This is a genomic window from Mucilaginibacter sp. BGA-UO-ETr-C110 (assembly GCF_059567985.1).
This window is the reverse complement of sequence record NZ_JCAQPB010000002.1, coordinates 4,263,995-4,288,686: the sequence shown is the minus strand read 5'-3', so window position 1 is coordinate 4,288,686 and position 24,692 is coordinate 4,263,995. Positions and strand designations below refer to the sequence as shown.

The window sequence follows — 24,692 nt, the reverse complement described above, 5'->3', positions numbered from 1 at the left end:
CCTTTGGTATAGTAGTATCCTTTTAATAGTAAAGGTAGCTAAGTTTGCTGAAAAAAGAAAATGAAAGCAATCAAGATCACTTACTGGATTACCACAAGTATAGTAGCATTCATGATGACCTACTCGGCTTATACCTACCTAACGGCACCAACTATGACACAAGCTTTTCAGCACCTGGGCTATCCGGGCTATTTCAGGGTAGAGCTGGCCCTGGCAAAACTGGCCGGCGCTGTTTTGTTATTGATACCCCTAAAATCGCTTATTAAGGAATGGGTTTACGCAGGTTTTACTTTCACTTTTATCTCGGCTTTTATAGCCCACAGTGCATCAGGCGATCCGATAACCTATCGTGTAATGCCGGTTATTTTCCTGGTGTTCCTGGCTGCATCCTATATTACCTATCACAAGGTAAAACAGGTTACGACCAAAAGCCCTGCACTTTAATTTGCCCCGATGGATAACCCTGGTTTTTGAGCAGTTTACGCAGTTGTGCTACCATGGTATTATTACCTGCCAGGTAAAATACCGTATTTTCCAAACTGTATTGCTGTTCAAGCACCCACTCGATCAGGCTGTGGTGGCCAAAAATATCTTTGCGTGCCACCGGTTGCAAAGGCGACCAAAAGTATTCATGAAAAAGCCTGCGATGATGCTCGTTACCGATCACCAAACCTCCCGAAAAACGGGTATGCGGTAATACCATTTTTTGTAAGGCCAGCAAGTGGCCCATACTGCTTTCGTCGCCAAGGGCAACAACTGCCGAGGTGGCTACAGGGCTGTGATAGGTTGAACCTATTTTAAGATAGCTCACCACGTCGTCTTTCTTCAGTTGCTGCGCCCATTTGCTGCCAGGGCCGTTGTGCCCCGCATCGATGTAAATGGTGCAGGTACTGGTTTCGGCATCCCAGCCCGAGGGGGTATAATCGCGGAAGGTAAAATCGTCAACCCTGAATTTTATATACGGTATTTCGTTCCATTGTGCTATATCGGCAAAAGGAAGGTGCAGATCGACCTCAATCAAGGTTGATGGCTCCCAGTGCCGCACTTCAAGCACCCGGCCGGATTGTAACCTGTTTTCAAACAGCTTTCCGGCTTTTCTTCTGATTTTTTGAAAAGTGGATGTTTCCATGGGTAGTTTTTTAATTATACAAAGAAACTGCGTATTGATACCTCAATCAATGAATGGCTTACGGTAATGATTGGACTATTTACGGTAATGTGTCCGGAATAAAAGCGGAGTGGTACCTTCGGTCTTTTTAAACAACCTCGAAAAATAAGTATGATCGGTGTACCCAAGCGTGTGCGCAATCTCTTTTACATTCATCTCGCTGTAATACAATAGTCGCTTGGCTTCGAGCAATACCTCCTGTTGGATCCAATAGCTCACCGAAAGCCCGGTTACTTTTTTCAACGCCTCATTCAAATAAGTTTCCGAAACATTGAGCATAGAGGCATAAGCTGAGGGACTTTTAACCTGTCGGATGTTATTGGCCAGTAACTTTTTAAATTCCTGGGCTAATTGTACCGGCCGTGACAGTGCAAACTGCGAATTGCAAAATCCACTGAAGCAACAGGCCGCTATGCCTACAAATGATTGCACCAGGGAGTGTACCACCTGCAAATAAAACGGACCGGGTTTTTCTTCCAGGTATTTTTCCTGCATGAGGGCTAACAGATCGGTACATTGACGAAATTGGACCTCATTGAGTGTAAAGGGTTGTTGTAATACCAGCTGGCTTTCAAAAACATTCCGGTAGTCGGGAGCTATTAACAAGGCGTCGATGGCTATAAACCAGCCATAACCTATCTCATTGCGGATCCGGTGGTGTACTTGTCCCGGCAATATATAATATAAGGAAGATGCACCGAATTTTAACTCATGAAAATCGATCATGAGTGATGCGGTACCTTCTTCAATCACAAAAAATATATAATGATCATCGCGGTGCGCACCCAAGGTATCGGCTTCATCATCGGGTACATCCCCGGCAACAAAACGCCTCACCTCGAGACCCGTTGTGGCCCGCTCCCTTAGCTGATAAACCGGAATATCCTTCATATTTTGTTATTAAGGCCAATATATGGCTATTTGATTAGAAGAAATCTTCTTGAAATGTCAAAATAATTTATGCTTGTTGTAGACGACTCATCCCATCCAGCTCTCCACGCGTCATTGCGAGCGCAGCGTGGCAATCCCCAATTAGCAGGGCCGCTCTGTAGGTAGGGGATTGCCACGTCGTTCCTCCTCGCAATGACGCGGTGGGGAAAAGGCTTTTATTCCCTCTCTTTTCGCCGCAGGCGAAGAGAGAGGGGCCAGCGAAGCGTGGATGGGGTGAGTCGACTATGCAATTTGCAGGAAAATCAATCAACAACCCCAATCACCCCTTATTCAACTACCACTTTGATACTTAAACCTATCATTTTGATAGGCTGGTTTTGATCAAAAAGCTTTTTGTAATCCAAATGAACTAAATAAATAGCTGTATTACAGTTGTTTACTTGTATATTTTATTTATTGGCATTTGCTTGGTAAAGGACTCTTAAAATATTTAATACTATGGATGTTTTACAAGTTGTTATTTATGTGGTGGCCTTCATAGCCATCTTCTGGCTCTTTTTCAAATCAGTTAATTACTTCGAAAAAATCTAATCACCATGATCGCATTATTCATTGTGGCCATTGCCGTGTTTATATACATGGTGTACGTGCTGCTTAAACCCGAAAAATTTTAATTATTTAAACCATGAACACTGAAATTTCAGGTGTAGTATTTACCTACCTGCTCACACTCGCGCTGGCTATACCATTAGGCCGATACATAGCCCGCGTTTTTAAAGGCGAAAAAACATGGCTCGACTTTTTGGCTCCGTTGGAACGTTTTATTTTCCGTTTCAGCGGCATCGACGCCAAAAAAGAAATGAACTGGAAACAGCATTTATTCGCCCTGCTTACTATCAATAGCGTGTGGCTGATATATGCCTTTGTTTGTTTAATGGCACAGGGCCACCTGCCCTTAAATCCGGATGCTAACCCTGGTCAGTCGCCTGATACTGCTTTCAATACCGCTATCAGCTTTTTGGTGAACTGTAACTTACAGCATTACTCCGGCGAAAGCGGCGCTACTTATTTTACGCAACATTTTGTTTTCATGTTCCTGCACTTTGTATCTGCAGCTACCGGTATTGCCGCGCTGATTGTGTTATTCAGGGCCATGAAAGATAAAGTAACCGATAAACTGGGTAACTTTTGGGATTACTTTGTAAAAACCATCACCCGCGTATTACTGCCTATATCATTTGTAATTGCTGTAATATTTGCCTTTAATGGCATGACCACCAGCTATGCCGGTAAAGATACTTTTATTAGCATGCAGGGCGATACCGTTCACGTATCACGCGGTCCGGTTGCTGCCCTGGTAGCCATCAAACATTTGGGTACAAACGGTGGCGGTTGGTTTGGTGCCAACTCGGCCCACCCTATTGAAAACCCTAATTATTTAACTAATACAACCGAATTGGTTGCCCAGGTATTGATCCCAATCGCATTGGTATTTGCCTTAGGTTTTTATCTCAATAAAAAGAAGTTTGCTTATGTAGTGTTTGGGGTGATGACCATAGGGATGCTCCTGTTCCTAATCCCGACCATGAATGCCGAATTGAATGGCAACCCGGCTATTGCCCACATGGGTGTAAGTCAAACAACCGGCGCTATGGAAGGTAAGGAAGTACGTTTTGGTCCGGCCAATTCGGCCTACTGGAGCGTAATGACCACCATTATATCTACAGGTTCGGTAAACTCCATGCATGACAGCGCCATGCCTATGTCTGGTAATATGATGTTGCTGGGTATGATGGTGAACTGCTTTTATGGAGGTTGCGGCGTAGGTATCCTTAACTTTTACATCTTTATCATCATCGCGGTATTTATATCCGGACTGATGGTAGGACGAACACCGGAGTTTTTTGGGCGAAAGATAGAGGCCCGCGAAATGAAGGTAGCATCACTGATAGCCTTGCTACACCCTTTTATAATCTTAGTAGGTTTGGCCATATCATCCTATGTAGTAGTACACATGCCGGGTGCTGATTGGGCCGTTAAGCCATCCAGCTGGTTAAATAACCCGGGTAACCACGGTTTTTCCGAAATGCTGTATGAGTACACTTCATCAGCAGCCAACAACGGTTCGGGCTTTGAAGGTTTGGGCGATGGTAATATTTTCTGGAACGTTACTACAGGTATCGTGATGATCCTGGGCAGGTTCCTGCCAATTATTGGTCCGCTGGCTATTGCCGGTTTACTGGCCAATAAAAAATTCATCCCTGAATCAGCCGGAACGCTAAAAAGCGATACCACAACCTTCGGGATAATGATCTTCGCGGTGATCATGATCATTGCTGCCCTGTCATTCTTCCCTGCACTGGCATTAGGTCCAATTGCCGAACACTTTTCATTAAAATAATCATGAACTCAAATCAAAATACATTATTCCAGGGCGACCAGATGAAAGAGGCTTTTAAGCAATCATTCATCAAACTAAACCCACGCATCCTGTTCCGTAACCCGGTGATGTTCACTGTAGAGATCGGTACGTTTGTGATGCTTATTGTAAGCATCTACTCTTTTGCCAATAAAGGTCAGGGTAGTTTTGCCTATAACTTCACCGTATTTATTGTTTTATTTTTAACCGTACTGTTTGCGAATTTTGCCGAAGCCATTGCCGAGGCACGCGGTAAAGCACAAGCCGAAAGCCTGCGCAAAACCCGCGAAGAAACACCGGCCCGTTTGCTGGTTAACGGCAAGGAGCAAATGGTGATGTCGTCTCAACTCAAAAAAGGTGATGTGTTTATCTGCGAAACCGGTGATAACATCCCTACCGATGGTGAGATCATTGAAGGTATTGCTACCATTGATGAGTCGGCCATTACGGGTGAATCTGCCCCGGTTATCCGCGAATCAGGTGGTGATAAATCATCCGTTACTGGTGGTACCAAAGTACTGTCGGATAAGATCAAGGTAATGGTTACTACCCAGCCCGGCGAAAGCTTCCTGGATAAGATGATTGCCCTGGTTGAAGGTGCATCGCGCCAGAAAACACCAAATGAGATAGCCTTAACTATCCTGCTTGCAGGTTTTACATTGATCTTTGTTATCGTGTGTGTTACGCTGAAACCATTTGGAGATTATGCCAATACCCCTATAACTATAGCTGCCTTTATCTCCCTGTTCGTGTGTTTAATTCCAACTACTATCGGCGGTCTGTTATCAGCCATCGGTATCGCGGGGATGGACAGGGCTTTAAGGGCCAACGTGATCACCAAATCGGGTAAAGCAGTAGAAACTGCCGGTGACCTGGACACTTTGCTGCTGGATAAAACCGGTACCATTACCATAGGTAACCGTAAAGCCACCAACTTTTACCCGGCTACAGGAGTTACAAATGAAAACTTTGTTGCTGCCTGTGTGCTGAGCTCTCTGGCTGATGAAACCCCCGAAGGTAAATCAATTGTTGAACTGGCACATGAGGATAAAACCATGCCTAAAGTGGTTGCTCCTAAAGACGCGGTATTCATCAAATTTACTGCCGAAACCCGTTCAAGCGGTTTGGATACTCCTGATGGTTTACGGATCCGTAAAGGCGCGTTTGATTCTATTCGCAATATAGCTTTGAAGGCTGGCAACCCCTTCCCAACAGAAGTGGAAGATAATGTGAAAAAGATCTCCTCAAACGGTGGTACCCCATTGGTGGTATCGCAGAACGAAAAGATCATGGGTGTTATTGAGCTACAGGACATCATTAAACCCGGCATTGCCGAACGTTTTGACCGCCTGCGCAAAATGGGTGTTAAAACCGTAATGGTGACCGGTGACAACCCGCTTACCGCCAAATTTATTGCCGAAAAGGCAGGTGTGGATGATTTTATTGCCGAGGCCAAGCCGGAGGATAAAATGAATTATATCAAAGCAGAACAGCAAGGTGGTAAACTGGTAGCCATGATGGGCGACGGTACAAACGATGCACCAGCCCTGGCTCAAGCCGACGTAGGTGTGGCTATGAACAGCGGTACCCAGGCTGCAAAAGAAGCCGGTAACATGGTGGATCTGGATAACGACCCTACCAAGCTGATCGAGATCGTAGAGATAGGTAAACAGTTATTGATGACCCGCGGTACTTTAACCACTTTCAGTATAGCTAATGACGTGGCCAAGTACTTTGCCATTGTACCTGCGCTGTTCATGGTATCTATACCATCGTTAAAAGCCCTGAACATCATGGACCTGCACAGCCCGGAATCGGCCATATTATCAGCCGTGATATTTAACGCCATCATTATACCATTGCTGATACCATTGGCATTAAGAGGGGTGGAATACAAACCGATAGGTGCAAGCGCGCTGTTGCGCCGCAACCTGTTGATATATGGTTTGGGCGGTGTACTGATACCATTTGTGGGTATCAAACTGATAGACCTGGCAGTAGGAATATTCTTATAATAACCAGGTTAATTATTGATCATTAAAAATTAAAACGATGAAAACATATTTGTTGCCCTCATTAAAGTTAACGCTCATTTTGATCGTAATAACTGCAGGCATATATCCATTGGCTATTGCCGGTGTAGGTAAATTAACTCCCGGCCACGGTGATGGCGAAACTTTAACCTACAAAGGTCGCGTAGTAGGCTACGCATTGGAAGGCCAGAAATTCACTAAAGACGAATATTTCTGGGGCCGCCCATCTGCGGTTGATTATAATGCCGCCGGATCTGGAGGTTCAAACAAAGGTCCGTCAAATCCTGATTACCTGAAAGACGTTGAAAAACGCATTGAGGATTTCTTAAAACATAACCCAGGCGTAACCCGCGCGCAGATCCCTGTAGAAATGGTTACCGCATCTGGTAGTGGTTTAGATCCTGATATTTCACCGGCTGGTGCTCAGGTACAGGTAGCCCGTGTGGCTAAAGCACGCGGTTTATCTGCCGATCAGTTAACCAAACTGGTTGATGAGCATACCGAAAAACCATTGTTTGGCCTGTTTGGTCCAAGCAAAGTAAATGTGCTTAAACTGAATATAGCTTTAGAAGAGCTAAAAAAATAACCGGGACTGTGCGATTCTCCTCTTGGTAGGGGTGGAGGGGTGTGTTTACTGCAACAAACACATCCCCGCCATTGCACAACCCAACCAGAACCAAATTATACCTTAAAAATGAAATCCTTACTATTCATACCTGCAATTATTTTAATAACCGGCCTGGCGGCAAAAGCCCAGGACAGTACTAAAACAGATCCACCGCTAATTATATCAGGCTCGGTAGATACCTATTATAAATACGATTTCTCTGGCCGAAAAAACAATATACCAACCAGCTTCGCTACTGATCAAAACTCTGTATCCATTGGGATGATAGATCTGGGATTGAAGAAAAAGGTAGGAAAAGCGGCATTTGTAGGCGAGTTATCATTTGGTCCGCGGGGGCAGGAACAATCCATCCCAAACGCCGGAGCAAATAATAATTCGTTCCATATCCAAAACCTTTATATAGCTTATGACGTAACCGATAAACTGGTACTAACTGGTGGTTATATGGCTACCTTTATAGGCTACGAAGTGATCAGCCCGACAGGTAATTTTAACTACTCTACCTCATACCTGTTCACCAACGGGCCTTTTCAGAATGCCGGTTTTAAGGCCGCCTATACATTCTCTGATAAAGTGAGCCTGATGGCAGGTGTGTTTAACGATCAATGGAATGCCTATAAATCGGCCAATAGTGTAAATAACTTTGGCGCACAGTTAACCATAGTGCCCGTAAAAGGCTGGACGGCTTATTTAAACGTGATCACCGGCAAAACTTCGGGAACGGAGTTCGACCTGACCACAGCTTACCAGATCACGGGTGCCTTTAAACTGGGATTGAACGCAGCTGATTATAAAGCTAACAATGGCATAACCGGTGGCTTTACCGGTGTAGCGCTATACCCGCAATACGCGGTGGCCAAAAATGTAACCCTGGGTTTAAGGGGCGAATATTTTAAAACCAAAACCGGCGACCTGACCCTGGCTGGTCCTGCACCGGGTGAGCATGTGACCGCAGTAACGTTTACCGCTAATATTAAAGCAGGTCCGTTATCGTTAATACCGGAAGTGCGGCTTGACGGCGGATCGGCCGAAGCATTTACAAACCGATCAGGCGACCCCACAAAAACTGCCTCGCAATTTGTTTTGGCAGCGGTTTACGCTTTTTAAGGTAAAAGATATGTATGATTGTTTTTTATAATTAATGTTTGGTTGTTAATTATAAGTTTGGTTGACGAACATTCATACTATAAAAGGGGATTTTTCGGAATCTCCTTTTATTAGTTTTAATACATTTATATAATAACGATAAAATGAATTTGAAAAATAGTTCATCACATCATGAGCGAAGAAAATAAAGAGCAGTCTGTTGAGCATTTCCTGGAACTGATTAAACGTTCGAGGAGGGGTAAATTTAAGGTTTACATAGGCATGAGCGCGGGTGTGGGTAAAACCTACCGCATGCTGCTGGAAGCCCAGGCCCTGCTGCGTAATGGCATCGATGTTAAAATAGGCTATATTGAAACTCACGGTCGTAAGGAAACCGTGGCGCAGCTGGAAGGCTTGCCGGTAATACCCCGCCGTAAATTATTTTATAAAGGTAAAGAGCTGGAAGAGATGGATCTGAAAGCCATCATCAGCCTGCGCCCCGAAGTGGTGATAGTTGATGAGCTGGCCCATACCAATATTGAAGGCAGTAGCAACGAAAAACGCTGGCAGGATGTAATGCAGATCCTGAACGCGGGTATCAATGTGATCAGCGCGGTGAACATCCAGCATATGGAAAGCCTGAATGAGGAGGTGCAGCGCATTACCGGGGCAACCATCGGCGAGCGCATCCCCGACAAGGTTTTGCAAATGGCCGATGAAGTAGTAAACATCGACTTAACTGCTGATGAGCTGATTGACCGTTTAAAGGAGGGTAAGATATATGATGAAAAGAAAGTACCGCTGGCGCTCAGTAACTTTTTCCAAGCCGAGCGAATCTTGCAGTTGCGGGAGCTGGCTTTGCGCGAGGTGGCCCACCAGGTAGAACGGAAAATTGATATCGAGATACCCAAAAATATCAAGCTGCGACCCGAATTGTTTTTGGCCTGCATCAGTACCAATGATGCATCGGCGAAAATAATCATCCGTAAAACCGCCAGGCTATCGTCATACTATCGTTCCAAATGGTATGTGCTGTATGTACAAACCTCGCGCGAGAGCAGCGATAAAATAAACCTGGCATCGCAGCGCCATCTCATCAACAATATGAAACTGGCTACACAGTTGGGCGGCGAAGTACTCAAAGTAAAAAACGACCATATAGCTAAAGCCATTTGGGAAACAGCCGAAAAATACGACATCACTACCATTTGTATTGGTAAACCGAGGTTTAAATTTTACCAGGTGATCATGAAAACGGCGGTGTTTACTCAATTGCTGAATAAAATGTCTAAAACAGATATTGACCTTGTAATACTATCATAACATGACCATTAAAAATAAACTACGTACAGGCATAGGTTTTTTGTTTGTACTGTCCTTCATCTGCTGCGCGTTGTCGGTGTATTTCCTCAACCGTTTGTCGGCCGATGCGGGTGCTATTCTAAAAGACAACTATAAATCATTGCAGTACGGTCAGCAAATATTGTCGGCAGTAGACGCCAATGGAGGGCCGCTTAGCCAGGCACAATTAAAAACAATTGGAACCAACCTGGCACTGGAGGAGCATAACATCACCGAACCCGGCGAAGGTAAACTGGCCGATTCTTTACGCTCCGTTTTTGAAAGGATCAAACTGGTAAACAACGATGCTGCTAAACTACCCGCGTTGCGTGCGCAGGCAAGGCAATTGGTTTACGGGTTTATGCAATTAAACATGACCGCCATTGCTCATAAAAATGATATTGCCAAAGGTACGGCCAACCGCGCCACCATATTGGTTGCTTTTTGCGGGGCATTTTTGTTCCTGGTAGCTTTTAGTTTCGCAGTTAATTTCCCGGGTTATATAGCTAATCCGCTCAAGGAGCTTACCGCCCGCATCAAAGAAGTATCCAACCGTAACTATCATCAGCAAATCCATTTTAAATCGGATGACGAGTTTGGCGAACTAGGGCAAGCCTTTAACAACATGACCCGCAAGCTGGATGAATTTGAGAACAGTAACCTGGCCAGCATCCTTTTTGAGAAAAAACGAATCGAGACCATTATCAACTCCATGCACGATGCCATTTTGGGTCTGGACGAAAAAATGATCATCATTTTTGCCAATGAAGTAGCCTGCTCATTGATCGGCTTGTCGGCCGATCAGCTTAACGGCCGCTATGCGCCTGATGTGGCTATTGAAAACGACTTGCTGCGCAACCTGCTGATGAATGACCAGGCCAGGCTAAAAATATTTGCCGATAACCGGGAGAGTTTTTATTCACGCGAGTCGCTATCGGTAAGCAGTAAGGATAGGGTGATAGGCAAAGTGATCATTCTGAAAAATATTACCGAATACCAGCAGTTGGATGAGGCAAAAACCAATTTCATTGCCACCATATCGCATGAGCTAAAAACCCCGATATCGTCTATCAAAATGAGCCTCAAGTTACTGGAGGATGTACGTATTGGTGATGTAAATCCCGAGCAAAGGCAACTGCTGGAAAATATTGAGGAAGATGCCCGTCGCCTGCTGCAAATAACCGGCGAACTACTGGATATGGCACAGGTTGAAACCGGTAAGCTGCAACTTAACTTTGGCAAAACCCATCCCCGGAATATTGTGGATTACGCCGTAAAGGCCATCAAATTTATAGCCGATCAGAAACAGGTGAATATTAAAGTGGACTGCGATGAAAACCTGCCCGATGTTCATGCCGATCTGGATAAAACCACCTGGGTACTCATCAACCTGTTATCAAATGCCATCAAATACAGCCACGAAAAGTCAACTGTAGAACTGGTGGTCAGAAAACGCCATACTGACGAGATCGAATTTTCGGTACAAGATCATGGCAAAGGGATCGAAGAGCAATACCTGTCGCGTTTGTTTGAACGCTATTTTAAAGTCCCCAATGCCACGGCCGATCAAACCGGCACGGGTCTGGGGCTGGCCATTGCCAAAGATTTTATTGAAGCGCAATCTGGTAAAATAGCGGTTGACAGCGAACTGGGTGCGGGCAGCAGGTTTGCCTTTACTTTGAAAAGGGTAGCTTAATAACTCAGGGCCTCTCGCAGAGGGCCCTGAGTAAACGAAAACTGCTGTGTATTTCTTGCCATTTGCTAAGTGTAAGCCGGGCTATTTGCTTTTCCTTTGTTTTTTATTAAACAAAAACATCCCATGGCAAATTACATATCAGGCATGCCCCTTTGGGCTATAGTGCTATTTATTCCGGGTTTTCTCTATTCCATTTTTTTCATTACCCAACCGGTAAAACAGGCAGCGCTCAACGCGGGCATGAGCTTGCAGAAATCAAGAAATATTCAGATCGGTATTCTGGGGTTTTACCTGGTTTATCTCCTTTATGTTTCGGTGCTGGCTTTAAAAGGGGTACTCGATGTCGATTCTTTACCGCCCAAAACAATGGTATGGGGTGGCCTGCCCTTGCTGATCATCCTATTTGGTTTTATTGGCAATACCGGCTTATTTAAAACATTGCTCCGGGCTATTACACTGGAATCGCTGATCGCTGTACACGTATTCCGGCTCCTTGGTGTATTTTTTATAATTATTTATAGCTATCACTTGCTTCCGGCGAGATTTGCTTTTTTCGCCGGCCTGGGCGATATCATTACCGCAATTTTGGCATGGCCGGTAGCAAAGATGGTTTCCAGGAAAAAGCCAGGGTGGAAAATTGCGCTTTATGCCTGGAACATCTTCGGTATCATGGACATTGTTGATCTGCTGGTGATCGCGGTTATTACCGGCGCGAATGGCAACCTCCGCGAAATGGCGGTGTTTCCCTTTGTTTGGTTTCCTGCTTTTGCGCCGGCAACCATTTTGTTTTTACATGCTGCGGTTTTCAGAAAATTATATCAGCTGAAAAATTCACAAAATGTCCAAAAAGGTCTGCTGAAAAGTTCTGAGGAACACGTATAAGTCAGCTTAACCCAGGGTCACTCGCAGAGGACCCTGGGTGGGAAAAAAGTTCAGAGTGAAAATTTGAAGTCATGCCGAACTTGTTTCGGCACCCCATCAGCAAGGTTATACAAAGCGATGGATAATTGTCCCGAGAGATCCTGAAACGAGTTCAGGATGACCTTATTTATTGACATGGTTTTATTTGTTGCTCCGTCGAAACATCCTTTCGTTTTATTCCGGGTAATCATCCTCAAATAAACAGATCTCTATATGCAGGCCTGTTACAACTTTAATGATGCTGCTTACCTCAACAGGAATATCCACACTTTCTGCGCGAAGGATGCGATCGCAGTCCTCCAGATCAAAATTGAAGAGGTAAACCGGCAAATGCGACCGGAGCTTTTTCAATATCCGGTCTGCCAGTTGCCGATCATCCACATTGGTTTTGAATATCTGTACCATGTTTACCTCGTCGTTTTAGTCCTTTTGATGTTTTACTCCACCTTCGCCGTTGTGTTTAATATCCTTCAATACACCATCACCCCAGTAATTAATATGACCCTGGCCATAATTGGTGATAGCAAGTGTTTCTGAAGCGAAGATTTCCAGGTTACCAGCCGAATAGTTTTTGAGCGCCACATTTTTTGCCTTCATTTGCCGGGCATATAAATTACCTTCAGACCGTGCTTTGATCTCCAGTATATTACAGTCACCCTCTATTTCTACATCGCCAACACAGGCGGTTATCAGTTTTACTGCAGGCGCATTAATGTTCAGTTTACTACTGCTTTTATCAGTGTATATTTTTACCTCAACCGGTTCGCTGGCCCTCAGCGGGTTGGTGCAAATTAAAGTGCCGTTTTCTGAGGCGTTGTACAAGTGATAAAGCTGTCTGTAATAAATTTTTATAGTTAACCTGGTAAAACGGGGTACGCGCCATTTACCTTCGGTGTTCACATAAAGGGTTCTGCCCGAGTTTATAACTTCCAGGTATTCCTGCAAATTTTCATCCGTTTCAATAATTATTTTTTCTTCATCGGCTTGTATAAGCTCCACAGTTCCGCCGATGCTTATGTGCAGACGGATAAAAGAGCTTACACTTTTTTCTACGGGAACTATTTTCCCATTTCCTTTTATTTCAATCATTTGTCTTAATTTTTTAAAATTCATTTGCGTAACTAATTGCCAGTCGGGGCGTTTAATTAGTGTATTACAAAAGTGAGCAGGAACGGCGTGTGAGGGTTTACATCAAACGGAGCAATAGTTATATAATCGGGAGCAATGCCATTTGAGTTAAAAAATAAAGCGGATAACCAGGTCATCCATTCCAATGAATTATCGGGGAGCGACTTTAACAGCGATAAGCTGGTTGAAAACACCATGCATATCAACCTGCCTTTTGCCGATGCTAAAATGCAGCAATGGTACTTTAATGGCATACGGATGGGTTATAGCAACTGGCATTATAAAGACCGTGTAGAAATGGAATGGAAGGGCGACCTGGATATGGTAACGCTTTATTTTAACATGAAAGGCAAAACTACTATTGACAACAAGGACTTTAAAAAACCTTTTGAACTGGGTAAATACCAGCATAATCTCTTTTACTCGCAAAGCGGCGAGGGCACGCTGAAAAATGATGAGCTGTATGTAAATACGTTTATGATACAGTTTAATACCGATGCTTTTTTACGACTTACCCAGGACGCCAATGATGTGTTAAAACGCTTTGGCGATGAAGTGCTGCAGGGTAAAACCGTGGCATTAAGTGGCAGCAGCCTGTATATGGATATCCATATGCTTACTGCCATCAATAATGTTGTAAACTGTAAATACCCGCACGATCTGAAAAAGATGTTCCTGCTTTCGAAAAGTATCGAACTACTGGTTTTGCAGGCCGAAGCCTATAATAATCTGCATAACGGGGCAGCCAAATATTTGAAAACAGAATACGATAAGGAGCGCATTATTTATGCCCGTGAGTACCTGGTGCAACACCTGGATATGCCGCCCAGTTTAACAGAGCTTGCAAAAGTTGCCGGTATTAATGAGTATAAATTAAAGAAGGGCTTTAAAGAAACGTTTGGCAATACCGTATTTGGATACCTGGCTGATACCCGTTTGGAACTGGCCAAAACCGATCTGCTGGAAAGAAAAAAATCCGCAAGCGAAATTGCTTTTGAACTGGGCTACAGTTCGGTACAGCATTTCAGTACGGCTTTCAAAAAAAAGTTTGGTGTATCGCCAACCAAATGTATTTAATCATCAACAGCGGAGAGGTTTTTTCGTCCCCTCGACATCCACTCAGTGTCTCCGGAAAACGGCCCTGAGCGGACAAAAAAATATGTCATTGCGAGGAGGAACGACGAAGCAATCGCATGCCATACAGAGCCGCCCTGTATAGTTCGCGATTGCCACGCTGCGCTCGCAATGACATAGTTTTGATTTGATAAGTAGTATAGCGTCTCTCAGGGTGACAGCCCTCTAATCAACCTCAATGATCTTCATATCCCAGGGCATTAACGTTATAGCAGCATTTTTACTCACACTATTGCCTGATAATAGCTCTTTGCCATTATGATAAGGATAAGTGAAACTGGTTTCTTTATCCGAGTAGTTAAAGTAATAGTGTATCGTTTTCCCTTTTTGATTAACACCCGATTTGGTGATGATAGGGAACGAAAGCTGTTGATCCTCCTTCCATAAGCCCGCTTTTTTAACCGCGTCGGCCAGGAGCTTATCGGTCACCGCGTTGGTGGTAAGGCAGCCTATGTAAGTAGCTATCCCTTTTCCATAATTGTTTTCGGTTATGGCCGCGTATTTGCCCCAAACCGGGTGATCGTAATAGGCCAACACTTTGGCGGTTGTGGGAGTGATCAGCTCCATCCAGGTATTGAGCTTTTTATCGGCATCGCTTAGGCTCAGATCGCCTTTGAGCGATACATTTTCGGGTACGGTGAACTGACTGTAATAAATTCCGCAGGCCTCCTCAATAATACCAGGCTGGTGCGTGGTGCGAACTTTTACATTTTCATCAGAGAAACCACTTTTAAAAGTATAAATAATGTGACCGCCGTTTTTTACAAAACGGTTTAAACGCTGCAGCAAACTATCGGGCGCGGCATACAGCAGGGGCACGATGAGTACTTTATAATTTTCGATGCTTGAGCTGCTGGGGTCGACAAAATCACAGGGGATGTTCATGTGGTAAAGCCCATCGTAAAACTGCCGCAATACATCATTATAACCGGTGTGTACGCCCCATCCAAAACCAAAAGCTTTAAAACCGCTTAGGGCCTCGTTGCTGAACAGGATGGCTACATCGCTTTTCTTTTTGAGGTTGATAAGCTGCGGACTTAGCCGGGCAAAATCTTTACCAATGGTTTTGGCTTCATTATAAACCGGGTTGGGTTCAAAATCATGACTCAGCAAACCTTTCCAATAAGTTTCGGCCGAGTTATGGATGGAATGCCAGGGCCAGTACTCCACCATGTTGGCTCCCGAGGCCAGGTGACTAAAAGCCTGTAACCTGAGCTGCCCGGGATAAGGTGTCCATTGCGGAAAGCCTTGTGCTTCGGTTTCCATCACCAGGTAATTTTTAACACCCTTCATGGAACGTGCCACATCGCCGCCGAAAGAAATTTCAGCGCCGGTTAGCTTATCCTGGCTGGCATGATAAATGTCAACCCCGGCAATATCCAATGCCTTAGCCGCGGCAAAATGGTCGATCTCGGTTTGGATGCCAAAGGAGTAACCACGCCAGTCAAAATCAAAATTATGGGTGATAAATTGGTCAGGGCGTTTATATTCCCTGATAATAGCCGCCTGCCAGGCCATATAATCGGTAACCAGTTGCCGCTGAAATTTGGCAAACTCAGCAGCCAGGCTGCCGTTAATGGTTCCGTTCATCGATGGGAAATCGTCCCAGTTATTGATGCGGTTGCTCCAGTAATCCAGGCCGAATATTTTATTAATATTATCCAGTGTTTTGTATTTGGCCTGCATGTATTTTACAAACAAGGCCTGCACATTTGGGCCCGATGTGCCGTATGATTTGGTTTCGTTATCCACCTGGTAACCAATCACAGCCGGGTTATCCTTCACATGCTCCATGATCTTCCTGATCACCCGGTTGGCGTAAAACTTAAAATCAACATTGCTGATGTCCATGTTTTGCCTTGCCCCGTACTGGTTTTGGCCCGACGGGGTAATAGCCAGTATTTCTGGATGTTTTTTTACCATCCAGGTAGGTACAGCATAAGTAGGCGTGCCAATAATTACACTGATACCGCCTTTGTGCATGGCATTCAATACCCTGTCAATATGGGTAAAATCAAAAACACCATCCTGCGGCTCCACCGTGCTCCAGGTCGATTCTGCAATGCGTACCACGTTAATGCCGCAGTCCTTCATCATCTGCACATCTTTGTCCAGCCTTTCGTAAGGCATGTACTCATCATAATAAGCCACGCCGTATAAGAGCTTGGTCATTTTGGGGTACTGGGCAAACGTATGTCCGCAAAGACACAATTGCAGCAGCAAAAGCAGCAGGTATTTCTTCTTCATGAATAGCTTTCTTAGGGAAAAGGGTTTCAGGAGATGAATGTACAAAATTAATTGTGTTTTTAACACACAATAATAAAAAATGTTTTTTAAGAAGGGTGTGAGAGTTGAACTCATTTTAATTTAACGCGTCATTGCGAGCGTAGCGTGGCAATCCCCGACTTACAGAGCGGATCTGCTTATCGGGGATTGCCACGTCGTTCCTCCTCGCAATGACGTTACTTTTTCTTTTCCCTGTCAGCAGAACAGCTTCGGGCGAAATCAGGCAGAATAAGTTGGCCTGTGCGGTGGCAAGGGCATAGCGAACCTTACCTGAAGCGGGGGGTATGAGTGAACGAAGTAGAGGTAAGGTTTAGCAGCCCGTGGTTCTGCTTGATTTGCAGGGTAAAGGCCATGTGCGCAAAGAAGCATTTCTGCTGAAAGCCTTTTTGGGTACTTTTGTGGCGACAAAAGTACCTGGCCCTCCCGCGGCCAAGAGCGGGTATTCGTCAAGTGAAGCGGCTCTGTACAGTTTAGAGATTATTAATGTTGTGTTTGTTTTTTATGGGCATTAATGAGCTCCCTTCGGTCGGTTGTCTTCGTGCCTCGCAATGACGTGGTTTTTAATGATTTCCCCAACCCCCTTTCCGCCGCAGGCGAAGAGCGGGTGATCCAGCAAAGCGAAGATCGGGTGAGTCGATCCCATTGCATATCCCAAACATTTTTTGTATCTTTAAGTATACCACAGGCCAGCCCTGCTTACTTTGAAAATTGTAAGCAGGGCTGTTTGGTTAAAGGGGTAAAATAGTCTCAAAACTGATCGTTTGGTGTGTTTTATTTGACAGTCAATAAATTAATACTTTTTAAAGTTTTTGAAACTGCTCAAAACTGTATCGAAATTTGTTAAAAGGTATTACACCGATGATTTTGAATGAATTTTTGAATGTTTTTAGCCCGTTTTTGAATAGAAAAGTGTTAAAATAGGAGGTTTAAAAAGTTTTGGGTCGTTTGAATTTTATAAGTTTATAAATGATGAAAATTTGCACGCGTATTTTACTGCTGTTGCTCTGCTGCTCCACTCTGCTATCAGTGCGGGCGCAAAATAAAAAATTGACCTACTGCAATCCGCTCAACCTGGATTACGGCTATACCCCCTTTACCGACTTCGCTGCCTGGGGCAAACACCGCGCCACCGCCGACCCAACCATGACGCTGTTCAAGGGGAAATATTACCTGTTCAGCACCAATCAGTTTGGCTACTGGTGGAGCGATGATATGCTGAACTGGAAATTCGTGTATCGTAAATTCCTGCGCCCCTATAACCAGGTACAGGGTGATGAGCTTTGCGCCCCGGCAACCCTGGTTCTGGGTGATACCCTGCTGGTGATCGGCTCCACCTATAATAAGGATTTTACCCTCTGGATGAGCACCGATCCTACGCATGATACCTGGAAGGCTGCCAAGGACTATTTTAAAGTAGGCGCCTGGGACCCGGGTATGTTTGCCGATGATGACGGTCGGGTTTACATCTACCATGGCTCCAGTAACACCCTGCCCCTTTACGGCCAGGAGATCGACCTTAAAACCTTTGAACCTATCGGTCCTAAAAAGGAGCTGGTTAAGCTAAACCCCGAAATACACGGCTGGGAGCGTTTTGGCGAGCATAATGATAATGTTTTCCTGCTGCCCTTTATCGAAGGCTCCTGGATGAACAAACATAATGGCAAGTACTACCTGCAGTTCGGCGCACCCGGCACCGAGCAAAGCGGCTATGCCGACGGCGTTTTTATAGGCGATAAACCCCTGGGGCCATTTACCTATCAAAAGCATAATCCCTTCTCGTACAAACCCGGTGGCTTCGCCAAAGGAGCAGGGCATGGGGCCACCTGGCAGGATAAGTATGGCAACTACTGGCATATCTCTACCATGGGGATCTCGGTAAAAAATAACTTTGAGCGCCGCATCGGTTTTTGGCCGGCAGGTTTTGATCAGGATGGCGTATTGTATAGCAATACTGCCTACGGCGATTACCCTCATTATTTACCGGCCGGAGCCGAGGATCACCTGAAAAGTAATTTCACCGGCTGGATGATCCTCAACTATAATAAACCGGTAGAGGTTTCCTCAACCCTGGGTGGTTATGAACCCAACTATGCTGTCGACGAGGATATTAAAACCTATTGGAGCGCCAAAACGGCCAACAAGGGCGAATGGTTTAAAACCGATCTGGGCGGGATCAGCACGGTAAATGCCATACAGATCAACTATGCCGATCAGGATGCTACCTTCATGGGTAAATCGCTGGGTGTATTTCATCAGTATATGGTTTATTCCTCCCTGGATGGGAAAATATGGAAGCCCCTGATCGACAAAAGCAAAAACAAAACCGATGTACCGCATGACTATGTAGAGCTAAAAACTCCGGCCAAAGCCCGTTATCTTAAAATGGTGAATCTGCACATGCCTACCGGAAAGTTCGCGTTATCCGGCTTCCGGGTATTTGGCAGGGGAGCGGGTGCAAAACCGGATACTGTCCAAAATTTCATCGTATTGCGGGGCGACAGCGAACGCCGCAATTCCTGGTTAAAATGGAAACCGGTTGATAATGCCATAGGCTACACCATTTATATGGGCATAGCGCCCGATAAACTGTACAACAACATGCTGGTGTATGGTAAAAACGAGTACTACTTTAATGGGATGGATAAAAACCTGCCTTATTACTTCCAGATCGAATCGTTTAATGAAAATGGTATTTCGCAGCGATCTAAAGTGGTTAAGGTGGAGTGAAATTAAATTTTGATTAATACTCCTTGCGCTCGTTTGCAACGAGTGCTTAACTTGGATTAGCGTTTAAAACGCTATGGCGATGCAATCGCCGCGCCATAGTAAGCACTCGTTGCAAACGAGCGCAAGTGTTTGAGTTAACTTTTAGTTATTTTTTTTCACCAGATGGCCCAATAGTTGAGGTTTTTTCGTAAAATGCCCTATGCTAAGATCAATACTTTCACTTATTATCATTTTGTTCTTTTGTAGCACTGTTCAGGCGCAACAGGCGGATAGCACACTGAAAAAATCGCCGGTAAAAACGCTTACCGATAAACAATATACGGCTTTGTTAAATGGCGACGATGTATATAACAACATGGCGCTTCCGGCCCAGATCAATCATTTTCCCATGCCCGATCAGGTGATCAGGTTTAAAAAAGAATTGGGATTGAGCCCGAACCAGGTAACCAAAATTACCGCGATTGCCACCGAGCTGCACCGGAAAAGGGTGGAGATGGGTTCGTTCATTATTAAAAACGAGCAAACTTTAGATGAACTTTTCCGTAAACAACGACTAAACAACGGGGATGTAATATTTTATGCCACACGCTCCGGATTGTACTATGGCGAGCTCAGGAACGCCATTTTGCAGGCTTGCTTAAGCACCGGCGACCTGCTGGCACCACAGCAAATTAAAAAGCTGGAAACTTTGCAAAACCCTAATTGATAATATACCGTTGGATTTACTTAATTTAGCGGCCCAAATAAATAGTATGAAGATTACTTTTGATTTTGAAAAGCCACTGGCTGAACTGATACAGCAAATTGAAAAGGTGAAGCAGGTGGAGGATAAAAACAAGCTCGACATGTCTGCAACCGTAGCCGAGCTGGAAGCCAAGCTGGATGCTGCTAAAAAGGATATATATTCAAACCTTTCCGGCTGGCAAAAGGTGCAGATCTCCCGCCATCCCGAAAGGCCTTATACCCTTCAATATATTGAGTTAATGTGCGATGATTTTATTGAATTGCACGGCGACAGAACAGTAGGCGACGACAAAGCCATCATTGGCGGCTTCGGAACGCTGAACGGTCAAACCGTGATGTTCATCGGGCACCAGAAGGGTCGTAATACCAAAGAGCGCCAATACCGCAACTTTGGTATGGCTAACCCAGAGGGTTATCGTAAAGCATTAAGGCTCATGAAAATGGCCGAAAAATTCAATAAACCAGTTGTTACCCTGATAGATACCCCGGGAGCATTTCCTGGTCTGGAAGCTGAAGAGCGCGGACAAGGTGAAGCCATTGCCCGTAATCTGTTAGAAATGTCGGTGTTGAAAGTACCTGTGATCTGTGTGATCATAGGTGAAGGCGCATCCGGTGGAGCATTGGGTATTGGTATTGGCGATAGGGTACTGATGCTGGATAATTCCTGGTATTCGGTGATATCTCCGGAAAACTGCTCAACCATCCTTTGGAAAACCTGGGAAAATAAAGAACGTGCTGCTGAAGTATTGAAACTGACTTCTACAGAAATGTTGAAGAATAAACTGATCGACGGTGTGATTAAAGAGCCTCTTGGCGGCGCGCATCAGGATCCTGTGGCTATGGCCACCATCCTGAAAAAGCAATTGCTTAAGGATCTGAAAACACTGGGCGAACGTGACATCAACGAACTGGTTACCGAACGTATTGATAAGTTCTGCAACATGGGCGTTGTAAACGAAGGATAAAAAAATCTGATCTCATAAAAAAGCGGCTTATGCCGCTTTTTTTGTTTACCCCCTAAATAACTAACGCGTCATTGCTTCGTACCTCGCAAGGCTGTCATCCTTCAGCAAACTCCGGGTAACAGCCTTTATCGTCTTCCTCATGATCCCGAGGTATAAAGGCAGGTTAAAAGACTCAATCATGGTTTACACTGTAAACCGTTTTTTTATGATAAAATAGAATTAATTAATTGATTGTCAGTTAATTAAAAAAACGTAACCCATAAAAAGTGTAAACCATGTAAAACCACAATGCTAGTAAAAAGAAAGCCCCGGCATATGATTATGCCAGGGCCTGCTTTTTTAACATTCTTTCTATCGCTTTGCGCTAATACCAAACTTCGTTTCAAAGCCTTTCAGCTGTGCGCTGAATTTGGTGTTTAGTGCTGTTTGTTTAAAATCTTTTGTAAAGCCTACCAGGCCGCTTAGTATCTGTATGGAGTATTGTACATCGCGGTTATTATCCAAACTAATTTCATTACGTTGTAACAAAGCGTAGTTGTATGTAAGCAGGTTATTTACATAGTCATCAACCTGGTTTGATAGTTTGTTGGCCAATGCGATATCGCCCAGGCGATACGAACTCTCGATCATATAAAACTTACGCACAGCAACCTCGGTCGAGTTGATAATGCCCGGCATCACTTCGTCATATTTCTTCAGGGTGTTTTTGGCCAGATCGGTATGTCCTTCTTTCATCAGGTTATCTGACAAATTAGAATAAAGCCGGGTGATCAACGGGTAAAACATAGTCATAGACTCGTGATCAAGGTAACGTGCGGTTTTCATATTACCCCATTTAAATTTGGTCATCATGTTATGATACATTACCGGGGTGTTGCTGTTTTCAAGCGCGTTTGATGCCGAATCAGGCTTTAATGGCATTAAGCGATAAGCAAATCCTTCATTATATAAATACTTATCCAGACCAATCATGTTGTCATTAGGTACAGTCACCGAAAAATAGATTGGCCGTTTCCAGTTATTGTGCGATAGGATATCTATCATCGCTAAAACGTCTTTGGTAACATAGCGGCCGCTAAAGGTCCAGTCCATTTCAGGCACTATCTTATCTTTTTCCGCAGCCGGAACGGTACCGGTTTGAACCACCTGGTTAGGGTCGATAGTCAATTTAAAGTTTTTGGTGGGTAGATAGTTGGCCACGTCGCCATTGTTATACTCTACCATGGTTGATTTATCATCCGAAGTGATGAAATCAAAAACCTCTTTCAGTTCGGTGGCACCGGCAACCTTTTGGTCGTTAAAATAAATAACATCGCGCACGCCTGGTTTAAACTTATCATTCGACATGCTGATAGGCAACGGCTCCGATTCGTTCATTTTATTTTTCATGCCGCGTATATACCAGTCGGTACCCAGCAAACTCAAGTTCACAATACGCACATCCGGACGCACATTTTCAACCTCCTGTATATACCAAAGCGGGTAAGTATCATTATCCCCATAGGTAAATAAAATAGCGTTAGGAGCGCAGGAGTTCAGGTAGTTATAAGCCATATCATGCGGTGTAAGCTTGGTGGAGCGGTCATGATCGTCCCATTCCTGGTTGGCCATTAACACTGGTGCTGCCAGTAAGCAAATCAGTGTAGCTATAATGGCGCTTGTTTTAGCGTTGATCTTTTTAGACAGAAAATCGGCGATAGCCAGTACACCTAAACCTATCCAGATGGCAAAGGCATAAAACGATCCCGCATACGCATAATCACGCTCACGTGGCTGCAATGGATCCTGATTTAGGTATAAAACTATTGCAATACCCGTAAAAAAGAACAGTACCAACACCACGCCCGCGTTTCGCTGATCGCGCCAAAAGTGGAAGAATAAACCGATCAGGCCGATGATAAGCGGTAAAAAGAATAAACGGTTATAGCTTTTACTTTCCGTAACGGCATGGGGCAGGGGCTTGCTGAAATCCCATCCGCTTAACCATGAACCGTCGATACCGCCTTTACCATCAATGGCACCGGTTTGACCGTCAAGATCATTGGCTCGGCCAGCAAAGTTCCATAAGAAGTAACGGGTGTACATCTGATTTACCTGCCAGGTGCCAAAAAAGCCCAGGTTGGTAGCAAAGGTAGGGTGCTCGCTTTGACCAAGTTTAGTCCATGCCCGGTAAAAATCAGGGTGACCGGCCTTATCGCTAAACATACGCGGGAAGGGGGTATTGCGGTCATAAACAGTGGTCAGTTTTTTACCAGCCACTTCATATTTGGTTTCTCCGCGACGGTAAATAGTTGATCCTTCGGTTTGCTCGGTTGGTGTTGAATCAAAAAACTGTCCGTAAAGCAATGGTGTATCACCATATTGATCGCGGTTCAGGTAACCATTAAGGGAGAAAGCGTTTTCAGGATCGCTGTTATTCAGGTTAGGGTTTGCTTTGGCCCTTACCACGATCATCACGAAAGAGCTGTAACCAAACAGGATGAACAGCAGGCAAATTAAAAAGGTATTTAAGGCAAAACGTCTCTCGCGGATCTTAACCACATACTCCAGCAGTGCTAATACTGCTAAACCAACAACCACGCCTATAATTCCGGCGCTGATACCCAATACCAGTATAAAACATACTGCTGCGATGATGATGGCCGGTTTTTGCGGCTTAATAGTATAATATATACCCGATACGATGGTGGCTATCAGTAAAAGAAAAAACATGACCGCGCCGCTGCCAAAACCCATGCCTAAAGTATTTACAAAAAGCAGGTCGGAAAAAGCTGCGCCTTTTACGGTATATTGAATAACCCCCCAAAGCACAAAGGCCACCGCAACAATACCTGCAAAAAATGCCCAGAAAGTACCTTTTGAAGTGATACTTTTTGCCCTGCGGAAATAGATCACAAGTGCTATGGCCGGTATTACCAACAGGTTTAATAAGTGAATACCTATAGATAAGCCCATCACATAGGCAATAAATACGATCCATTTATCGGCATGCTGCTCATCGGCGTTGGCGTCCCATTTTAATATGGCCCAAAATACAACAGCTGTACATAAGGATGATTGCGCGTAAACTTCAGACTCAACAGCCGAAAACCAGAATGTATCAGACCAGGCGTAAGCCAGTGCGCCAACCAGGCCTGCACCTATAATCAGGATCAGGTTTGCTGTGCTGATATCCTCTGCCTTTTTTACCAGTAACTTTTTAGCCAGGGCGGTAACAGTCCAAAACAGGAACATAATAGTTGCACCGCTGGCCAGTGCCGAAGCCATATTGGCCCAGTAAGCCACCTTGGTACCATTGCCCATAGATAATAAGGTAAATACCTTGCCTATCATCGTAAACAGAGGGGCGCCAGGTTGGTGGGCTACCTGTAAACGGTAAATACAGGCAACAAACTCGCCACAATCCCAAAAGCTGGAGGAGGGCTCTAAGGTTAAAATATAGGTTAGCGAAGCAATGATAAAGGCTACCCAGCCAAATATATTATTGATCTTTTTGTAGTCCATGTCTGAATTTTACGATAGAAA

19 protein-coding genes are annotated in these 24,692 nt (G+C 44.6%); 13 read left to right on the top strand and 6 right to left on the bottom strand.

Features of this window, described 5'->3' with window-relative positions; translation table 11 throughout:
* Positions 1-60: 60 nt before the first annotated feature.
* The gene (locus tag AC57BQ_RS18430; RefSeq protein WP_496407658.1) at positions 61-444 is read left to right on the top strand and encodes a DoxX family protein; all 384 of its coding nucleotides are present in this window, start codon (positions 61-63) and stop codon (positions 442-444) included.
* Here the strand turns inward: AC57BQ_RS18430 and AC57BQ_RS18425 are convergent.
* On the bottom strand, positions 419-1,129 hold the full coding sequence (locus tag AC57BQ_RS18425; protein ID WP_496407657.1) for an SIP domain-containing protein: 711 nt from the start codon (positions 1,127-1,129) through the stop codon (positions 419-421). The genes AC57BQ_RS18430 and AC57BQ_RS18425 overlap by 26 nt on opposite strands.
* A gap of 75 nt (positions 1,130-1,204) precedes the next feature.
* Positions 1,205-2,059: a helix-turn-helix domain-containing protein gene (locus AC57BQ_RS18420; protein WP_496407656.1), complete on the bottom strand. Its 855-nt coding sequence runs from the start codon at positions 2,057-2,059 to the stop codon at positions 1,205-1,207.
* A 596-nt stretch (positions 2,060-2,655) separates the two neighbouring features.
* Here AC57BQ_RS18420 and kdpF point away from each other — a divergent pair.
* The 8 genes from kdpF (at position 2,656) to AC57BQ_RS18380 (ending at position 12,144) form a co-directional block, all read left to right on the top strand.
* Positions 2,656-2,733, top strand: coding sequence for a K(+)-transporting ATPase subunit F (gene kdpF, locus AC57BQ_RS18415; RefSeq protein ID WP_169611101.1), 78 nt, complete (start codon positions 2,656-2,658; stop codon positions 2,731-2,733).
* A gap of 11 nt (positions 2,734-2,744) precedes the next feature.
* On the top strand, positions 2,745-4,460 hold the full coding sequence (kdpA, locus tag AC57BQ_RS18410; protein WP_496407655.1) for a potassium-transporting ATPase subunit KdpA: 1,716 nt from the start codon (positions 2,745-2,747) through the stop codon (positions 4,458-4,460).
* Between the two features lie 2 nt (positions 4,461-4,462).
* On the top strand, positions 4,463-6,493 hold the full coding sequence (kdpB, locus tag AC57BQ_RS18405) for a potassium-transporting ATPase subunit KdpB (RefSeq protein ID WP_496407654.1): 2,031 nt from the start codon (positions 4,463-4,465) through the stop codon (positions 6,491-6,493).
* Positions 6,494-6,530: 37 nt separating this feature from the next.
* The gene (locus AC57BQ_RS18400) at positions 6,531-7,097 is read left to right on the top strand and encodes a K(+)-transporting ATPase subunit C (protein ID WP_496407653.1); all 567 of its coding nucleotides are present in this window, start codon (positions 6,531-6,533) and stop codon (positions 7,095-7,097) included.
* Between the two features lie 108 nt (positions 7,098-7,205).
* Positions 7,206-8,246 carry an outer membrane beta-barrel protein gene (locus AC57BQ_RS18395; RefSeq protein ID WP_496407652.1) on the top strand — a complete coding sequence of 347 codons (1,041 nt, stop codon included), beginning with the start codon at positions 7,206-7,208 and terminating at the stop codon, positions 8,244-8,246.
* A 171-nt stretch (positions 8,247-8,417) separates the two neighbouring features.
* Positions 8,418-9,548: a histidine kinase gene (locus tag AC57BQ_RS18390; RefSeq protein WP_090472405.1), complete on the top strand. Its 1,131-nt coding sequence runs from the start codon at positions 8,418-8,420 to the stop codon at positions 9,546-9,548.
* A gap of 1 nt (position 9,549) precedes the next feature.
* Positions 9,550-11,262 carry a HAMP domain-containing sensor histidine kinase gene (locus tag AC57BQ_RS18385; RefSeq protein ID WP_496407651.1) on the top strand — a complete coding sequence of 571 codons (1,713 nt, stop codon included), beginning with the start codon at positions 9,550-9,552 and terminating at the stop codon, positions 11,260-11,262.
* Positions 11,263-11,385: 123 nt separating this feature from the next.
* Positions 11,386-12,144 carry a DUF8737 domain-containing protein gene (locus AC57BQ_RS18380; protein ID WP_496407650.1) on the top strand — a complete coding sequence of 253 codons (759 nt, stop codon included), beginning with the start codon at positions 11,386-11,388 and terminating at the stop codon, positions 12,142-12,144.
* Positions 12,145-12,357: 213 nt separating this feature from the next.
* Here the strand turns inward: AC57BQ_RS18380 and AC57BQ_RS18375 are convergent, their stop codons facing one another.
* A complete protein-coding gene (locus tag AC57BQ_RS18375; RefSeq protein ID WP_496407649.1) occupies positions 12,358-12,588 on the bottom strand; it encodes a hypothetical protein in 231 nt (76 codons plus the stop codon).
* A gap of 15 nt (positions 12,589-12,603) precedes the next feature.
* On the bottom strand, positions 12,604-13,272 hold the full coding sequence (locus AC57BQ_RS18370; protein WP_496407648.1) for a head GIN domain-containing protein: 669 nt from the start codon (positions 13,270-13,272) through the stop codon (positions 12,604-12,606).
* Positions 13,273-13,407: 135 nt separating this feature from the next.
* Here AC57BQ_RS18370 and AC57BQ_RS18365 point away from each other — a divergent pair, with 135 nt between their 5' ends.
* On the top strand, positions 13,408-14,388 hold the full coding sequence (locus tag AC57BQ_RS18365) for a helix-turn-helix domain-containing protein (RefSeq protein WP_496407647.1): 981 nt from the start codon (positions 13,408-13,410) through the stop codon (positions 14,386-14,388).
* Positions 14,389-14,610: 222 nt separating this feature from the next.
* Here AC57BQ_RS18365 and AC57BQ_RS18360 read toward each other — a convergent pair whose 3' ends face one another.
* Entirely contained in the window at positions 14,611-16,692 is a 2,082-nt protein-coding gene (locus tag AC57BQ_RS18360) for a beta-galactosidase (protein WP_496407646.1), read from the bottom strand.
* A gap of 1,005 nt (positions 16,693-17,697) precedes the next feature.
* On the opposite strand from AC57BQ_RS18360, the gene AC57BQ_RS18355 reads away from it, so the two are divergent.
* From AC57BQ_RS18355 to AC57BQ_RS18345, 3 genes are all read left to right on the top strand, one after another.
* A complete protein-coding gene (locus tag AC57BQ_RS18355) occupies positions 17,698-19,458 on the top strand; it encodes a family 43 glycosylhydrolase (protein WP_496407645.1) in 1,761 nt (586 codons plus the stop codon).
* A gap of 199 nt (positions 19,459-19,657) precedes the next feature.
* Entirely contained in the window at positions 19,658-20,164 is a 507-nt protein-coding gene (locus AC57BQ_RS18350; protein ID WP_496407644.1) for a hypothetical protein, read from the top strand.
* Positions 20,165-20,210: 46 nt separating this feature from the next.
* Complete coding sequence (locus tag AC57BQ_RS18345; protein WP_496407643.1) at positions 20,211-21,167, top strand: acetyl-CoA carboxylase carboxyltransferase subunit alpha; 957 nt, start codon at positions 20,211-20,213, stop codon at positions 21,165-21,167.
* Between the two features lie 351 nt (positions 21,168-21,518).
* Here the strand turns inward: AC57BQ_RS18345 and AC57BQ_RS18340 are convergent, their stop codons facing one another.
* The gene (locus tag AC57BQ_RS18340; protein ID WP_496407642.1) at positions 21,519-24,671 is read right to left on the bottom strand and encodes a protein O-mannosyl-transferase family; all 3,153 of its coding nucleotides are present in this window, start codon (positions 24,669-24,671) and stop codon (positions 21,519-21,521) included.
* Positions 24,672-24,692: the final 21 nt, after the last annotated feature.

Excerpts from the sequence above, each read along its gene's own strand:
- AC57BQ_RS18430 (WP_496407658.1), top strand. The coding sequence starts at position 61 with ATGAAAGCAATCAAGATCACTTACTGGATTACCACAAGTATAGTAGCA.
- AC57BQ_RS18425 (WP_496407657.1), bottom strand. The coding sequence starts at position 1,129 with ATGGAAACATCCACTTTTCAAAAAATCAGAAGAAAAGCCGGAAAGCTG.
- AC57BQ_RS18420 (WP_496407656.1), bottom strand. The coding sequence starts at position 2,059 with ATGAAGGATATTCCGGTTTATCAGCTAAGGGAGCGGGCCACAACGGGT.
- kdpF (WP_169611101.1), top strand. The coding sequence starts at position 2,656 with ATGATCGCATTATTCATTGTGGCCATTGCCGTGTTTATATACATGGTG.
- kdpA (WP_496407655.1), top strand. The coding sequence starts at position 2,745 with ATGAACACTGAAATTTCAGGTGTAGTATTTACCTACCTGCTCACACTC.
- kdpB (WP_496407654.1), top strand. The coding sequence starts at position 4,463 with ATGAACTCAAATCAAAATACATTATTCCAGGGCGACCAGATGAAAGAG.
- AC57BQ_RS18400 (WP_496407653.1), top strand. The coding sequence starts at position 6,531 with ATGAAAACATATTTGTTGCCCTCATTAAAGTTAACGCTCATTTTGATC.
- AC57BQ_RS18395 (WP_496407652.1), top strand. The coding sequence starts at position 7,206 with ATGAAATCCTTACTATTCATACCTGCAATTATTTTAATAACCGGCCTG.
- AC57BQ_RS18390 (WP_090472405.1), top strand. The coding sequence starts at position 8,418 with ATGAGCGAAGAAAATAAAGAGCAGTCTGTTGAGCATTTCCTGGAACTG.
- AC57BQ_RS18385 (WP_496407651.1), top strand. The coding sequence starts at position 9,550 with ATGACCATTAAAAATAAACTACGTACAGGCATAGGTTTTTTGTTTGTA.
- AC57BQ_RS18380 (WP_496407650.1), top strand. The coding sequence starts at position 11,386 with ATGGCAAATTACATATCAGGCATGCCCCTTTGGGCTATAGTGCTATTT.
- AC57BQ_RS18375 (WP_496407649.1), bottom strand. The coding sequence starts at position 12,588 with ATGGTACAGATATTCAAAACCAATGTGGATGATCGGCAACTGGCAGAC.
- AC57BQ_RS18370 (WP_496407648.1), bottom strand. The coding sequence starts at position 13,272 with ATGATTGAAATAAAAGGAAATGGGAAAATAGTTCCCGTAGAAAAAAGT.
- AC57BQ_RS18365 (WP_496407647.1), top strand. The coding sequence starts at position 13,408 with ATGCCATTTGAGTTAAAAAATAAAGCGGATAACCAGGTCATCCATTCC.
- AC57BQ_RS18360 (WP_496407646.1), bottom strand. The coding sequence starts at position 16,692 with ATGAAGAAGAAATACCTGCTGCTTTTGCTGCTGCAATTGTGTCTTTGC.
- AC57BQ_RS18355 (WP_496407645.1), top strand. The coding sequence starts at position 17,698 with ATGATGAAAATTTGCACGCGTATTTTACTGCTGTTGCTCTGCTGCTCC.
- AC57BQ_RS18350 (WP_496407644.1), top strand. The coding sequence starts at position 19,658 with ATGCTAAGATCAATACTTTCACTTATTATCATTTTGTTCTTTTGTAGC.
- AC57BQ_RS18345 (WP_496407643.1), top strand. The coding sequence starts at position 20,211 with ATGAAGATTACTTTTGATTTTGAAAAGCCACTGGCTGAACTGATACAG.
- AC57BQ_RS18340 (WP_496407642.1), bottom strand. The coding sequence starts at position 24,671 with ATGGACTACAAAAAGATCAATAATATATTTGGCTGGGTAGCCTTTATC.